Origin of the sequence: Streptomyces lincolnensis (assembly GCF_001685355.1) — a bacterium.
Lineage (GTDB): Bacteria > Actinomycetota > Actinomycetes > Streptomycetales > Streptomycetaceae > Streptomyces > Streptomyces lincolnensis.
Map to the genome: position 1 here is coordinate 8092305 of NZ_CP016438.1, position 14611 is coordinate 8106915.

At 71.0% G+C, this 14611-nt stretch carries 15 protein-coding genes; 10 read left to right on the top strand and 5 right to left on the bottom strand.

Annotation, left to right across the window (positions count from 1 at the left end):
* The first annotated feature begins 115 nt into the window (after window positions 1-115).
* Window positions 116-1900 (top strand): glyoxylate carboligase, encoded by a 1785-nt coding sequence (gcl, locus tag SLINC_RS35745; protein ID WP_067442288.1) that lies wholly within the window; start codon window positions 116-118, stop codon window positions 1898-1900.
* Window positions 1901-2740: 840 nt separating this feature from the next.
* Here the strand turns inward: gcl and SLINC_RS35750 are convergent.
* Window positions 2741-3634 carry a 2-hydroxy-3-oxopropionate reductase gene (locus SLINC_RS35750; protein WP_067442290.1) on the bottom strand — a complete coding sequence of 298 codons (894 nt, stop codon included), beginning with the start codon at window positions 3632-3634 and terminating at the stop codon, window positions 2741-2743.
* 26 nt (window positions 3635-3660) lie between these two features.
* Complete coding sequence (locus tag SLINC_RS35755) at window positions 3661-4500, bottom strand: TIM barrel protein (RefSeq protein WP_067446063.1); 840 nt, start codon at window positions 4498-4500, stop codon at window positions 3661-3663.
* A 137-nt stretch (window positions 4501-4637) separates the two neighbouring features.
* On the opposite strand from SLINC_RS35755, the gene SLINC_RS35760 reads away from it, so the two are divergent.
* The 7 genes from SLINC_RS35760 (at window position 4638) to SLINC_RS35790 (ending at window position 10300) form a co-directional block, all read left to right on the top strand.
* A complete protein-coding gene (locus SLINC_RS35760) occupies window positions 4638-4889 on the top strand; it encodes a hypothetical protein (protein WP_067446064.1) in 252 nt (83 codons plus the stop codon).
* Window positions 4886-5254: a helix-turn-helix domain-containing protein gene (locus SLINC_RS35765; RefSeq protein ID WP_067442292.1), complete on the top strand. Its 369-nt coding sequence runs from the start codon at window positions 4886-4888 to the stop codon at window positions 5252-5254. The genes SLINC_RS35760 and SLINC_RS35765 overlap by 4 nt, the downstream gene beginning before the upstream one ends.
* Before the next feature lie 105 nt (window positions 5255-5359).
* Window positions 5360-5869, top strand: coding sequence for a 2-oxo-4-hydroxy-4-carboxy-5-ureidoimidazoline decarboxylase (uraD, locus tag SLINC_RS35770; RefSeq protein ID WP_067442294.1), 510 nt, complete (start codon window positions 5360-5362; stop codon window positions 5867-5869).
* A gap of 5 nt (window positions 5870-5874) precedes the next feature.
* Window positions 5875-6294 carry a hydroxyisourate hydrolase gene (gene uraH / locus SLINC_RS35775; RefSeq protein WP_067442296.1) on the top strand — a complete coding sequence of 140 codons (420 nt, stop codon included), beginning with the start codon at window positions 5875-5877 and terminating at the stop codon, window positions 6292-6294.
* A 1-nt stretch (window position 6295) separates the two neighbouring features.
* Entirely contained in the window at window positions 6296-7198 is a 903-nt protein-coding gene (gene pucL, locus SLINC_RS35780) for a factor-independent urate hydroxylase (RefSeq protein ID WP_067442298.1), read from the top strand.
* Window positions 7199-7302: 104 nt separating this feature from the next.
* Complete coding sequence (locus SLINC_RS35785) at window positions 7303-8679, top strand: 8-oxoguanine deaminase (protein WP_067442300.1); 1377 nt, start codon at window positions 7303-7305, stop codon at window positions 8677-8679.
* A 235-nt stretch (window positions 8680-8914) separates the two neighbouring features.
* Window positions 8915-10300 carry a nucleobase:cation symporter-2 family protein gene (locus tag SLINC_RS35790; protein ID WP_107406729.1) on the top strand — a complete coding sequence of 462 codons (1386 nt, stop codon included), beginning with the start codon at window positions 8915-8917 and terminating at the stop codon, window positions 10298-10300.
* Between the two features lie 2 nt (window positions 10301-10302).
* Here the strand turns inward: SLINC_RS35790 and SLINC_RS35795 are convergent, their stop codons facing one another.
* Entirely contained in the window at window positions 10303-11100 is a 798-nt protein-coding gene (locus tag SLINC_RS35795) for a helix-turn-helix domain-containing protein (protein ID WP_067442302.1), read from the bottom strand.
* A 96-nt stretch (window positions 11101-11196) separates the two neighbouring features.
* Between SLINC_RS35795 and SLINC_RS35800 the strand changes: the two genes are divergently transcribed.
* On the top strand, window positions 11197-12048 hold the full coding sequence (locus SLINC_RS35800; protein ID WP_067446067.1) for an NAD(P)H-binding protein: 852 nt from the start codon (window positions 11197-11199) through the stop codon (window positions 12046-12048).
* A gap of 97 nt (window positions 12049-12145) precedes the next feature.
* On the opposite strand, the gene SLINC_RS35805 is transcribed toward SLINC_RS35800, so the two are convergent.
* Complete coding sequence (locus SLINC_RS35805; RefSeq protein ID WP_067442305.1) at window positions 12146-13588, bottom strand: MFS transporter; 1443 nt, start codon at window positions 13586-13588, stop codon at window positions 12146-12148.
* 100 nt (window positions 13589-13688) lie between these two features.
* On the opposite strand from SLINC_RS35805, the gene SLINC_RS35810 reads away from it, so the two are divergent.
* Window positions 13689-14090 (top strand): winged helix-turn-helix transcriptional regulator, encoded by a 402-nt coding sequence (locus SLINC_RS35810; protein WP_067442307.1) that lies wholly within the window; start codon window positions 13689-13691, stop codon window positions 14088-14090.
* A gap of 59 nt (window positions 14091-14149) precedes the next feature.
* Here the strand turns inward: SLINC_RS35810 and SLINC_RS35815 are convergent, their stop codons facing one another.
* Window positions 14150-14572: an acyl-CoA thioesterase gene (locus SLINC_RS35815; RefSeq protein ID WP_067442309.1), complete on the bottom strand. Its 423-nt coding sequence runs from the start codon at window positions 14570-14572 to the stop codon at window positions 14150-14152.
* Window positions 14573-14611: the final 39 nt, after the last annotated feature.

The window sequence follows — 14611 nt, forward strand, 5'->3', positions numbered from 1 at the left end:
CGGGCCGCGGCTTACATTGCTTCCAGATAGTAGAATTTACTTTCCGCAATACGGAAGAAGCTCACCGCTGGGCGCGACGGGAGTGGCACTCCGACAGCCGAAGCAGGAGTACTCGATGGCTCGAATGACCGCTGCCCGCGCGGCAGTTGAGATCCTCAAGCGCGAGGGCGTCACGGACGCGTTCGGCGTCCCGGGCGCGGCGATCAACCCCTTCTACGCGGCACTCAAGGCCTCCGGCGGTATCCACCACACCCTCGCCCGGCACGTCGAGGGCGCCTCCCACATGGCCGAGGGCTACACCCGCACCCGCCCGGGCAACATCGGCGTCTGCATCGGCACTTCGGGCCCGGCCGGCACCGACATGATCACCGGGCTGTACTCCGCGACCGGCGACTCCATCCCGATCCTGTGCATCACCGGCCAGGCCCCGACCGCCGTGATCCACAAGGAGGACTTCCAGGCCGTCGACATCGCGTCCATCGCCGCACCGGTGACGAAAATGGCGGTGACCGTCCTTGAGGCCGCCCAGGTCCCCGGGGTCTTCCAGCAGGCCTTCCATCTGATGCGCTCGGGACGTCCCGGGCCGGTCCTGATCGACCTGCCGATCGACGTCCAGCTCACGGAGATCGAGTTCGACCCGGAGACCTACGCGCCGCTGTCGGCCTACCGGCCCGCCGCGACCCGCGCCCAGATCGAGAAGGCGATCACGCTCCTCAACGAGTCCGAGCGGCCGCTGATCGTCGCGGGCGGCGGTGTCGTCAACGCCGACGCCTGCGAACTCCTCGTGGAGTTCGCCGAGTTGACCGGCACCCCGGTCGTGCCGACTCTGATGGGCTGGGGTGTCCTGCCCGACGACCACGAGCTGAACGCCGGCATGGTCGGCCTCCAGACCTCGCACCGCTACGGCAACGCCACCTTCCTGGAGTCCGACTTCGTCCTCGGTATCGGCAACCGCTGGGCCAACCGCCACACCGGGAAGCTCGACGTCTACACGGCCGGGCGGACCTTCGTCCACGTCGACATCGAGCCCACTCAGATCGGCAGGATCTTCGCCCCGGACTACGGCATCGCCTCCGACGCCAAGGCCGCCCTGGAGCTCTTCGTCGAGGTGGCACGGGAGTTGAAGGCGGCGGGCAGGCTGCCCGACCGCTCGGCGTGGGCCGCGGCCGCGCAGGAGAGGAAGGCCACCCTCCAGCGCCGCACGCACTTCGACGACATCCCGATCAGGCCGCAGCGCGTCTACGAGGAGATGAACAAGGCCTTCGGCCCCGAGACCCGGTACGTCTCCACCATCGGCCTCTCGCAGATCGCCGGTGCCCAGATGCTGCACGTCTACCGGCCGCGCCACTGGATCAACTGCGGCCAGGCGGGCCCGCTCGGCTGGACGATCCCGGCCGCGCTCGGCGTCGCCAAGGCCGACCCGGACGCGCAGGTCGTCGCCCTCTCCGGCGACTACGACTTCCAGTTCATGATCGAGGAGCTGGCCGTCGGCGCGCAGCACAGGATCCCGTACGTCCATGTCCTGGTGAACAACTCCTACCTCGGCCTGATCCGCCAGGCGCAGCGGGCGTTCGACATCGACTTCCAGGTCAACCTGGAGTTCGAGAACATCAACTCGCCCGAACTGGGCGTCTACGGCGTCGACCACGTCAAGGTCGCCGAGGGCCTGGGCTGCAAGGCGATCCGGGTGACCGACCCGAGCGAACTGGGCGCGGCCTTCGAGCTGGCGAAGAAGCTCGCCGCCGAGTTCCAGGTGCCGGTCGTGGTCGAGGCGATCCTGGAGCGCGTCACCAACATCTCGATGTCGACCACCAACGACATCGGCAACGTCGTGGAGTTCGAGGAGATCGCGACCGAGCCGGGACACGCCCCGACCTCGATCAGAACGCTGAAGGTCTGACACCACCGGCCACATCACCGAGGGGCGGCCCGCCAAGGGGTCGCCCCTTCGGCATGCCCCCGGCCGGGTTCAGTCCGGCAGGGTCGCCGGTTGACGTACGCCCATGGGTTCCCGCGCACCGTGCGGGGCAGGGTCTGCCCCGCGCCCCCGGGCTCCCCCGAGACCCGTACCGTGCCCGGTCGGCCGGCGTCGGCGTCGCCCCGCGGGTGCGGGGCGGGCACGGCGACCGTGACGGCGGCGCGGGGACCGCCCCGCAGCGGCGCGGCGGCGTACGGCTCACGCCGGACCGTCGCACCGCTGTCCTTGACACCCCCCGGCGTGAGGCCCGCCGCCCCCGTGCCGACGGGCCTCACGTGACGAGAATGTGCCCGCGGCAGGGGGTGGTTGAAGCCCCCCGACGCTGGTTCAGAGGTTGATTTGAGGGTTCCGTAGGCGGCGTACGCACGGTGGAGTACGTGAGGGTGAGGAGCGCGGGCCCGCACACACCCGAGAGCGCCGGATACGGAACGGCTCCGTATCCGGCGCTCTCGGGCCGGTGAGGTGATGGTGTCGGGACCGCGGCGGCGGCGACGGAACCGCGGGTCCGCCTCCCTCAGGTCGAAGAAGCAGGCCCCGGACCTTCACCACCGCACTGGCTCGCACGCCGCCGCGGTCCTCACCCTGCCCGCGCCCGGCACGCGAGGGACCACCCCTCATCCGGGTCGCCCAGCGGCCGGGCGCGGGCAGGGAGTTCAGCCCCAGGGCCTGGATCGGGCCGTGGGTTTCCGGTCCGCGGCGGGCCTGGGCGCGACATGACAGGTGTCGGCACCGCCGCGGACCGGAAGTTCTGGTCGGTTCCGGTCAGACCTGGGCGCCGGACAGTCGCTCCACGGCACGCAGCAGCGCCGAGTGGTCCAGGCCGCCGTCGCCCTGCGCACGCAGGCTCGCGACCAGTTGGGCGACCACGGCGCCCACCGGCAGGGCCGCCCCGACGGTGCGGGCGGCGTCCGTGACGATGCCCATGTCCTTGTGGTGCAGGTCGATACGGAAGCCCGGCTTGAAGTCGCGCCGCAGGAAGTTGTCCTTCTTGCGCGTCAGCACGGTCGAGCCGGCCAGTCCGCCGCCCAGGACGTCCAGCGCGGCCTTCAGGTCCACGCCCGACTTCTCCAGGAAGGCCACGGCCTCCGCGCACGCCTGGATGTTCACGGCGACGATCAGCTGGTTCGCGGCCTTCACGGTCTGGCCCGAGCCGTGCGGACCGCACCGCACGACGGTCCGGCCCAGCGCCTCGAAGATTGGCTCCGCCTCGTCGAAGTCGGCCTGCTCACCGCCGACCATGATGGACAGCACCGCCTCGATCGCGCCGGCCTCACCGCCGGAGACGGGGGCGTCGAGCACCCGGATGCCCCGGTCCTGCGCTGCCTTCGCCAGGTCGACCGAGGTCTGCGGGGTGATCGAGGACATGTCGATCAGCAGGGCGCCGGAACGGGCGTTGGCGAGGATGCCGTCGGGGCCGTAGGCGATGGCCTCGACCTGCGGGGAGGCGGGGACCATGGTGATGACGACGTCGGCGTCCCGCACCGCCTCGGCGATCGAACCGGCCACGGTGCCGCCGGCGGCGGCGAGGCGGTCCAGCTTGTCCTGTTCGAGGGTATAGCCGGTGATGTCGTAGCCCGCCTTGATCAGGTTCTCGGACATGGGGGAGCCCATGATGCCGAGGCCTATCCAGGCGATCCTGGGGAGTGTGTTGCTCATGGGGTGCCTCTCAAGTAGCGGGGGAGTCAGCGGGACAGCCAGTCGAAGGCCTCGGAACTCGGGCGGTCGCCCGGCTTGTACTCCAGGCCCACCCAGCCGTCGTAACCGGTCTTCCCGAGCTGGTCGAGGAGGTCGTCGAGCGGCAGTGAGCCGGTGCCGGGCGCGCCGCGTCCGGGGTTGTCGGCGATCTGCACATGGCCGGTCTTCGGGGCGTACTCCTCGATCACCGCCGGCAGGTCCTCGCCGTTCATGGACAGGTGGTAGAGGTCCATCAGGAAGCGCGCGTTGCCGAGGCCCGTCGCGGCGTTGACCTTGTCGACGACACCCACCGCGGCGGGCGCGCTCACCAGCGGGTACAGCGGCGACTCGGGCTTGTTGAGGGCCTCGATCAGCAGGATCGCGCCGATCCGGTCGGCCGCGCGGGCCGCCAGCACCAGGTTCTCCAGCGCGAGCGCGTCCTGCTCGGCCGGGTCCACGCCCTCGACGCGATTGCCGTACAGGGCGTTGAGGGCCGTGGTGCCGAGCGACTCGGCGAAGCCGGCGGCCACGTCGATGTTGGCGCGGAACCGCTCCGACTCCTCGCCCGGGATCGACAGCGCGCCCCGGTCGGGGCCCGGCAGCCGCCCGGCGTAGAAGTTCAGGCCCGTGAGCCGGACGCCGGCGTCCTCGATCGCCTTCTTCAGGGCGTCGAGCTCGGACCGCTCGGGGGTGGGGGTGTCGACCCAGGGCCACCACAGCTCGACCGCGGTGAAGCCCGCCGCGGCGGCGGCCGCGGGGCGCTCCAGGAGCGGGAGTTCCGTGAAGAGGATCGACAGGTTGACGTTGAAGCGCTGCTCTGCGGCTGAGCCCGTTCCAGAAGCCGGCATGTCGCGGGCGCTCCCTTCCATGTCGAGCATTTCCGTATGGTGGAAATTAGTTTCTGCTTATTGGAAGATTGCCGTCGGGTGCCGGAGCTTGTCAAGAGGGCCCGGCGGAAAACGACACAGCGGGTTAGGTTGTGCCCGTGCGATTGAGAGTGGAGTTCACGACCGAGCCCTTCGATCTCGACGAGGCCCCCGCGCACGCGCTGGTGGCCCGCGAGGTCATCGCGGCGGCCGAGCTCGACGCGGTGGACGTCGGCCCCTTCGGCAACACGGCGGAAGGGGGCGCCGACGCGGTGCTCGACGCCGTGGACGCCCTGCTGCGCAGGACCCTGGAGTCCGGCGCCACCCGGATCACGCTCCAGGTCAACGTGATCGGGGAGGGCGGCGCGTGACCGGTACCGGGGACGAGCCCTTCATCGCGGCCGTGAAGCCGCTGGTCGACGCCATGGGCGGCGAGATGCTCCCGCCGGACGAGGCCGGCCCCGACGATGTCGTGCTCGCCTGGGAGGGGGTCGACGTCGTCGCCGTACGGCTGCCGCAGCTCGCGGACTCCCTCGATCACATCCTGGCCGCCATGGAGCGCAGGAAGGGCAAACCCCTCGCCGACCTGGACCGCAAGGCCAAGCAGGAGGTCGTACGGATACTTGAGGCGCGTGGCGCCTTCTCCGTACGGCACGGCGTGGAGACCGTGGCGGGAGCCCTCGGGGTCAGCCGCTTCACGGTCTACAACTACCTCAACCGCGAGAAAGAGGCCTGAGCGTCTCCCGGGGTGGCGGGGTGGGGCGGGTTCCCGGGTTCCCGTAACCCGGAATTTTCAACAAAGTGTTGACGTGATGTCGCGTGGGGGCGTTAGCTGACTCCCGTGACCCCGACATCCACGTCCCCTGGCCTGGCCCGGTTCAACGCCCTGGAGGAGCACGCGGCCCGCGCGGTCCTCCAGGAGGTGTGCGCCTCCACGACGTGGGCCCGGCGCCTGCTCGCCGCCCGCCCCTACGCGACGGCTGAGGACCTCTACGCCGCCGGCGACGCCGCCATGGCCGACCTGACCGCCGGCGACCTCGCCGAGGCGATGGCCGGACACCCGCCGATCGGCCGACCCAAGCCCGGCGACCCGACCTCCGCCCGCGAGCAGCGCGGCATGGCCGGTGCCTCCGAGGAACTCAGGGCGGAACTGCTCGAACTGAACCTGGCGTACCAGGAGAGGTTCGGCCATGTCTTCCTGATCTGCGCGACCGGCCGCACCGGCGAGCAGATGCGGGACGCGGTCAAGGAGCGGATCGGCAACCCGCCCGAGCGGGAACGCGAGATCGTCCGCACCGAGCTGGGCAAGATCAACCGTATCCGGCTCGCCCGTATCGTCGAAGAGGACTGAGCGCCATGAGCACGAGCACCGCCGCCTCGCCGATCAGTTCGGTGTCCACGCACATCCTGGACACCAGCATCGGCCGCCCCGCCGAGGGCGTCGCCGTCCGGCTCGCGGCCCGCTGTGGCCGGGACGCGGACTGGCGGGCGCTCGGCGGCAGCGCGACCGACGCGGACGGGCGGTGCAAGGACCTGCCGGCCCTGCCGGAGGGCACCACACACGTACGGCTCGACTTCGCGGTGGAGCCGTATTTCGAGAACAAGTTCGACAACAAGAAGGCCGATGCGCAGCAGGACGCCCCCGCGAATCGGGACAGCGGTGCCGGTGCGTTCTTCCCGGAGGTGGCGATCACGTTCGCCGTCGCGCCGGGCGAGCACTACCACGTACCGCTGCTGCTCAACCCGTTCGGCTACTCCGTATACCGAGGGAGTTAGCATGCCCATCCTGGGCCAGAACCAGTACGGCAAGGCCGAGAACCGAGTCGTCAAGATCACGCGGGACGGCGCCACCCACCACATCAAGGACCTGAACGTCTCCGTGTCGCTGAGCGGCGACATGGACGAGGTCCACTACTCCGGCTCCAACGCCCATGTCCTGCCGACCGACACCACCAAGAACACGGTGTACGCGTTCGCCAAGGAGCACGGCATCGAGTCCGCCGAGCAGTTCGGCATCCACCTCGCCCGCCACTTCGTCACCTCGCAGGAGCCGATCAGGACCGCGCGGATCCGCATCGAGGAGTACGGCTGGGAGCGGATCGAGCACACCCGTCAGGGCGCGCACTCCTTCGTCCGCAAGGGCCAGGAGACGCGGCTCACGCAGATCACGTACGACGGCTCGGCGTGGGAGGTCGTCTCCGGGCTCAAGGACCTGACCGTCATGAACTCGACCGACTCCGAGTTCTGGGGCTACGTCAAGGACAAGTACACGACCCTGCCCGAGGCCTACGACCGCATCCTGGCCACCGAGGTCTCCGCCCGCTGGCGCTTCAACTGGACCGACGACGAGCGGGAGACGCCCGACTGGGAGGAGTCCTACGAGCAGGTGAGGAAGCACCTGCTCCAGGCCTTCGCCGAGACGTACTCCCTCTCGCTCCAGCAGACCCTGTACCAGATGGGCGCGCGGATCATCGACCACCGCGACGAGATCGACGAGGTCCGCTTCTCGCTGCCGAACAAGCACCACTTCCTGGTGGACCTGGAGCCGTTCGGCCTGAAGAACGCCACCGAGGACGGTGCCGTCTACTTCGCGGCCGACCGGCCCTACGGCCTGATCGAGGCCACCGTCCTCCGGGACGGCGTCGAGCCGCGGATCCCGGTGGACCTCACCAACCTGTAGCAACCCCATCTCGGCACCCGCGGCCGGCAGCGAGGCCTGCCGGCCGCGGCACTCAAACTCCCGGGGTCCTGCCGTGCCCTCACCTCCAGCGCAAAGGACGAACCATGGCAGCAGACCGGCGCATCGTCATCGAGAACTGTTCGATCGCGACCGTGGACGCCCACGACACGGAACACGCCTCGGGTCACGTCGTCATCGCCGGCAACCGCATCGAGTCGGTCGGGGCCGGCCGGGCTCCCGAGGGCCTTCAGGACGTCGCACGCCGTATCGACGCCACCGGCCATCTGGTGACCCCCGGCCTGGTCAACACCCACCACCACTACTACCAGTGGATCACCCGGGGCCTGGCCACCGACCACAACCTCTTCGACTGGCTGGTCGCGCTGTACCCGACCTGGGCGCGCATCGACGAGGAGATGGTCCGCGCGGCGGCCCGGGGCTCGCTCGCCATGATGGCCCGAGGCGGCGTCACCACCGCCATGGACCACCACTACGTCTTCCCGCGGGGCTCCGGCGACCTGTCCGGCGCGATCATCGGCGCCGCCCGCGACATGGGCGTCCGCTTCACCCTCGCCCGCGGCTCCATGGACCGCAGCGAGAAGGACGGCGGACTGCCGCCGGACTTCGCCGTCGAGACCCTCGAAGGCGCCCTCGCCGCCACCGAGGAGACCGTCCGACAGCACCACGACACCTCCTTCGACGCCATGACCCAGGTGGCCGTGGCGCCCTGCTCGCCGTTCTCCGTCTCCACCGAACTGCTGCGGGACGGCGCCGCGTTGGCCCGCCGGCTCGGGGTGCGGCTGCACACCCACGGCTCGGAGACCGTGGAGGAGGAGCAGTTCTGCAAGGAGCTGTTCGGCATGGGCCCCACCGACTACTTCGAGTCCACCGGCTGGCTCGGCGAGGACGTGTGGATGGCCCACTGCGTCCACATGAACGACTCCGACATCGCCGCCTTCGCCCGTACGAAGACCGGCGTGGCCCACTGCCCCTCGTCCAACGCCCGACTGGCGGCCGGCATCGCCCGCGTCCCGGACATGCTCGCCGCCGGTGTCCCGGTCGGCCTCGGCGTCGACGGCACGGCGTCCAACGAGTCCGGCGAACTCCACACCGAACTGCGCAACGCCCTCCTCATCAACCGCCTCGGCGCGCACCGCGAAGCCGCCCTGAACGCCCGCCAGGCACTGCGCCTCGGCACCTACGGCGGCGCTCAGGTCCTCGGCCGCAGCGCCGAGATCGGCTCCCTGGAGCCGGGCAAGCTCGCCGACCTCGTCCTGTGGAAGCTCGACACGCTGGCCCACGCCTCGATCGCCGACCCCGTGACCGCGCTGGTCTTCGGCGCGGCGGCCCCGGTCACCGCCTCCTTCGTCAACGGCCGCCAGATCGTCGAGGACAACCGGCTGCTCACCGCCGACGAGGACGCGATCGCCCGCGCCACGCGCGAGGAGGCGCGGCGGCTGGCCCGGATCGCCGGTCACTGAAGCCCGGACGCTCACCGAACTCCGTACCGCTGTACGGCACTTGAACTCCGGCGGAGAGGGACGGCTCCCCGCCGGTGGCCGTGGACCCCACAAGGGTGCACGGCGGCCGTGACCGGGGCGCGCGTTGGACGCGCGCGCCCCGGAACGGTCCCCGTCCTCGGTCCCGCACGACCGCGCACCACCTCCCTGAAACCCACGCCAGAGCTGCCGTGTAACCGACCGGAGGAGAGCCGCAGTGCCCGTACACCCAGTCGACGAGAAACTCCCCGCACTCAAGATGGCCACCACCGGCCTCCAGCACGTGGCCGCCATGTACGCGGGAGTCGTCGCCCCGCCCCTGATCGTCGGCGCGGCCATCGGCCTGTCCGGCACCGACCTCACCTTCCTCACCGGCGCCTGTCTGTTCACCGCCGGCCTCGCCACCTTCCTCCAGACGCTCGGGATCTGGAACATCGGCGCCCGGCTGCCCTTCGTCAACGGCGTCACGTTCGCCGGTGTCGCCCCCATGACCGCGATCGTGGCCTCCGCCGACGACAAGTCCGACGCCCTGCCGGTCATCTTCGGCGCGGTGATCGTGGCCGGACTCCTGGGCTTTCTCGCCGCCCCCTTCTTCAGCAAGGCGATCCGCTTCTTCCCGCCGGTGGTCACCGGCACCGTCATCACCCTGATCGGTGTCTCGCTCCTGCCGGTCGCCTTCGGCTGGGCGCAGGGGCCCGACCCGGCGGCGCGGGACTACGGCTCGACGACCAACCTGGGCCTGGCGGCGGCGACCCTCCTGATCGTGCTGCTCCTGCGCCGCTTCACCCGGGGCTTCGTCAAACAGGTCGCGGTCCTGCTGGGCCTGGTGGCCGGCACACTCCTCGCGATCCCCTTCGGGGCGACGGACTTCGGCCCGGTCACCGACGCGGCCGTCCTCGGCTTCCCGACCCCGTTCCACTTCGGCGCGCCGCAGTTCCAGCTCGCGGCGATCGTCTCGCTCTGCGTGGTGATGGTGGTCTCCATGACCGAATCGACGGCCGACATGCTGGCCCTGGGCGAGATAGTCGAGCGTCCGGCCGACGAGAGGACCATCGCGGCGGGTCTGCGCGCCGACACCCTCGGCTCCGCGCTCAGCCCCCTGTTCAACGGCTTCATGTGCAGCGCCTTCGCCCAGAACATCGGCCTGGTGGCGATGACGAGGATCCGCAGCCGCTACGTCGTCGCCACCGGCGGCGCCTTCCTGGTCCTGATGGGCCTGTGCCCCGTCGCCGCCTCCCTCATCGCGGTCGTCCCACGCCCCGTCCTCGGCGGCGCCGGCATCGTCCTCTTCGGCTCGGTCGCCGCCAGCGGCATCCAGACCCTCGTCCGCGCCGGCCTCGACAAGGACAACAACGTCCTCATCGTCGCCGTCTCCCTCGCCGTCGGCATCATCCCCATCACCGCGCCGGAGTTCTACCACGCCTTCCCGGAGACCGCGAAGATCGTCCTCGACTCCGGAATCTCCACGGGCTGCGTGGCGGCGGTCCTGCTCAACCTCGTCTTCAACCACCTCGGCACGGGCCGCGACGCCGACGAGGTGACCTCACCCATGGATCCGGAGGTGGCGGGCTTGGGCGGGTCGGGGGCGGCCGCGGCGCACTGACGTCAGCGCCGCCGGAACGCCTGGCAGGGCCGGGCCTCCGGCAGGCGGCCGGTGAAGAAGGAGCGGGGCGGGACGCCCATCAGGGTGCGGAAGTCGTACGTCATGTGGGACTGGTCGTAGTAGCCGATGGCCGCGGCCAGTTCCGCCCAGGGGGCCTCGGCCGCGTGGTGGAGGACATGGCGTACGCGGTCGATGCGGGCGTAGTGCTTGGGGGAGAGGCCGACGCCCTCGCTGAAGAGGTTGCGCAACTGCCGCTCACTGACGGCCAGTTCGCGGGCGACATGTGTCACCTGGGCCGGTGCGCGCCCCGGACGGGTGGACAGGGCGGCAGTGGCGGACCGCAGCAGTTGGATGCGGGAGCGGTCGGCGGCCGGATGGGGTGGCAGTAGCTCCGCGAGACGAGCCGGCATCTCCTCCGGTGCCACGTCCACCAGTTCGGCAGCGAGGCGGCGGGCCGTGCCGGCCGGCAACTCGCGGAGGGGGACGACCTGTCCGGCGAGGTCCGCCGCCCGGGCGCCGAGCAGCGGACGGACCGAGCCCGGCCCCAGACGCATCTGGACGCAGGACACCACCCGCTTCTCCCCTTCCGCGTGATACGAGGCGCGGGTGCGCGGGCCGACGACCAGGGTGTCGCGACGGCCGTCGTCCTCCACCCGTACGACCAACTTCGTCGCGGTGTCCGGGACATGGGTGAAGGCGTTCGGCAACTCGCCCTCGGCGGACACCGATGCGATGTCGGTGATCCAGGGGCGCAGAGTGTCGGGCACCGGCAGGGTGCGCTCGTCGAGGGCGTCGGTCACTCTCCCACGGTAAGCGCGCCGCCCGCCCGTACGGCGGCTCCGACCGTGCCGGAATCTCCTAGAGACCGAGGGCGGCCGCCCGGCACCGTGGTCGCCATGATCCTGGTGACGGGTGCCACGGGCACCATTGGCAGTGAAGTCGTACGACAGCTCGCGGCGCGCGGCGACAAGGTGCGCGCCCTGACCCGCGACCCGGCCGGGGCCCGGGTACCGCACGGCGTGGAGGTGGTGCGCGGGGACTACCTCGACCCGGGCTCGCTGGAAGCGGCGCTGTCCGGAGTGACGGCCGCGTTTCTGGTGGGTGTTCCCGGCCCCGGTACCCGCCACGACGCGGACCTGGTGGCGGCGGTGCGGGCGGCGGGCGTACCCCGTCTGGTGAAGCTCTCCGCGATCGGCACCGGGGACCCGGATCTGGGGCCGACCGCCTCCTGGCACGTCGAGGGGGAACGTGCCGTTCGGGACAGCGGGGCGGAGTGGACGATCCTGCGGCCCTCGTCGTTCGCCTCGAACACCCTCAGCTGGGCGGACGCGATCCGCGCGGGTGAACCTGTGCCGAACCTGACCGGCGACGGGCCCCAGGGCGTGGTCGATCCGCGTGATGTGTCCGAGGTGGCGGTGCGCGCCCTCGTCGAGGAGCGGCACGCTGGGGAGACGTACACGCTGACCGGACCGGAGACGATCAGCGTCCCCGGCCAGGCCGCCGTGCTCTCCGAGATCCTCGGCCGCCCTCTCACGGCGCGTGACCTCTCGGCGGAGGAGATCCGGGAGTACGCGCTCGGGTGGGGCATGGGCGATGAGGCGGCCGACGGTCTCCTCGTGGCCACCGCCTTCGTCCGCCGGGGCGGCAACGCCGTCGTCACCCCCGCCGTGCCGGACATCCTCGGCCGCCCGGCGCGGACGTATCGGGAGTGGGCGCGGGACCACAAGGGGATGTTCGGGGAGGCATGAGGGGAGTCGCCGCCGCAGGGGAGCCGCGGAGGGAAACACCCCCGCGGCTCCCGCAGCCCCCCGTGTGAGTCCGGCCCGCAGGGCTCACCACCCCGCGTCAGCCGCGGCCCGTCCCGCCGGAGCCCGGCCGCAGGACCGCCGCGGCCAGTGCCAGCGCTGCCGCCGCGATCGCCGTCGCCACGCGGAAGGCGAGCTGGTAGCCCTCGGCTGTGGCCGGGACGAGGTCCGTGCCTCCGGCGAGGAGTCCCTCGGTCCGGGCGGCGGCCAGGACGGAGAGGACTGCCAGGCCCAGGGAACCGCCCACCACCTGGGTGGTGTTGAACAGGCCCGAGGCGAGTCCCGCGTCCTCCTCGCGGGCGCCCGACATGGCGAGCCCGGTCAGGGCGGGCATCGCGGCGGCGAAGCCGACGGAGAGCAGGAGCAACGGCGGGAGGACGTCGGTGAGGTACGAACCGTCGGCGGGGGCCCGGCCCAGCAGGGCCATGCCCACGGTGATCAGTGCGAGCCCCGCCAGCAGCACCCGGTGGGCGCCGAACCGGCCGATGGTCCGCGCGGACAGGCCGAGCATGAGCACGCCGATCGCGATCGGGGCCGGGAGGAACGCCGTACCGGTGAGCAACTCGCCGTAGCCGAGGACGCGTTGGAGGTAGAGCGTGCCGATGAACTGGAAGCCGTACATCGTCGCGATCATCAGGACCTGGACGGCGTTCGCGCCGGTCAGCAGACGGGAACCGAACATCCTCAGCCGCAGCAGCGGACGGGCGGCGCGGGCCTGGCGGACGGTGAACGCGACGAACAAGGTGAGCGCGAGCGCGCCCAGCAGCAGGGTCGCGGCGAGGCCGCGGTCGCCGGCGCCGACGATGGCGTACACCGTGAGCATCAGGGCGCCGGTGACCAGGGCCGACCCCGGGTAGTCGGCGCCCCTGCGGAGGCCCTCGCCGCGGTCCGGGGTCAGGATCCGGACCGCCGCCAGCCAGGCGACGACGCCGATCGGCAGGTTGATCAGGAAGATCCAGTGCCAGTTCAGGGCCTGGGTGAGCGCCCCGCCGAGGAACGTCCCGAGCGCCCCGCCCGCCGCGCCGACCGCGCTGAACACCGCGATGGCGCGGGCCTGTTCCCGAGGCTCCGGGAACAACGCGACGAGCATGCCGAGCACGACGGCCGCCGTCATCGCCCCGCCGACGCCCTGGAGGGCACGCGCCGCGATCAGCATGCCCGGGCCGGTCGCCACCCCGCACAGCACCGAGGCCGCGGTGAACACTGCGAGCCCGGCCGTGAACATCCGCTTGCGGCCCACCAGATCGCCGAGCCGGCCCACCAGCAACAGCAGCCCGCCGAACGGGATCAGATAGGCGTTGACCACCCAGGCGAGCCCCGGCCCCGAGAAACCGAGGTCGCTCTGGATCGCCGGCATGGCGACCGTGACGATGTTGCCGTCGAGGATCGTCATCAGGGTTCCCGCGCACAGGACGACCAGGGATGCCCAGCGGGAGTACGTTCGGTGCGAGGTTCGGGTCGGGGACTCGACGATGGCCGTCATGGCGGTGGTGCCTCCGCGTTCTTCATCGGTGCCTAGGTGCACGACTTGTAACGGGGTACATCGTGAGTGACCATGAGGGCAGGCAGAAGGAGGCAGTTCGATGTCCCAGAGGAACACCGGTGTTACCCCGCAGGTCGTGAACGCGCACGCGTGCCCGGTCCGTGAGGTTCTTGACAGGGTCTCCGGCAAATGGAGCGTCCAGATCCTCGTCGCCGCCGCCCACGGACCCATCCGCTTCACCGAGTTGGAGCGCGGCATCGAGGGCATCAGCCGCCGCATGCTCACCCTGACCCTGCGCAACCTGGAGCGCGACGGCCTCGTCACACGCACCGTGCATCCCACGGTCCCGCCCCGGGTGGAGTACGAACTGACCCCGGTGGCCCGGGAGTTGCACGAGACCCTGCAACGCCTGACCGACTGGGCCGAGCGGAACAGGGTCTACATCGCCGAGGCGCGCGCGGCCTACGACGGCGAGCGCGAACCGGAGCCGGCGGACGCGTAGGGCCGCGGCTCACGGCGCGGTCAGGGCGCGGGATGCGGCTGTGGCGTGTGGTGCGCGGCTCAGAGGCCGAACAGGCCCGGGTCCGACGCCAGTTCCTTGAAGTGCTCGCGCGGGTCGGCCACCAGCCGCCGCTCCTTGAGGTCCAGCAGGCCGCCGACGGCCGTGATCTCGGCCGCCACCGTGCCGTCGGTCTTGCGTATCGTCTGCTCGATCGTGAAGGTCTTCCCCTCACTCCAGGTGAAGTGGCAGGTCACCTGGACCTCGTCGCCCGCGATCAGCTCCCGCCGGTAACGGATGGTGGTCTCCAGGGCGACCGGGCCGACACCGCTGCCGATGAGGCCGGACTGGCTGATCCCGGCGGCCTGGAGCAGTGACCAGCGAGCGTGCTCGGCGTAGTTGATGTACACGCTCTGGTTGAGGTGGCCCTGGACGTCCGTCTCGTAGCCACGGACGGTCACCGGGACGGCAAACGCTTCGGACACGGCTTCCCCTTGTCGTTCGTGGACATGCTGATCAACCGA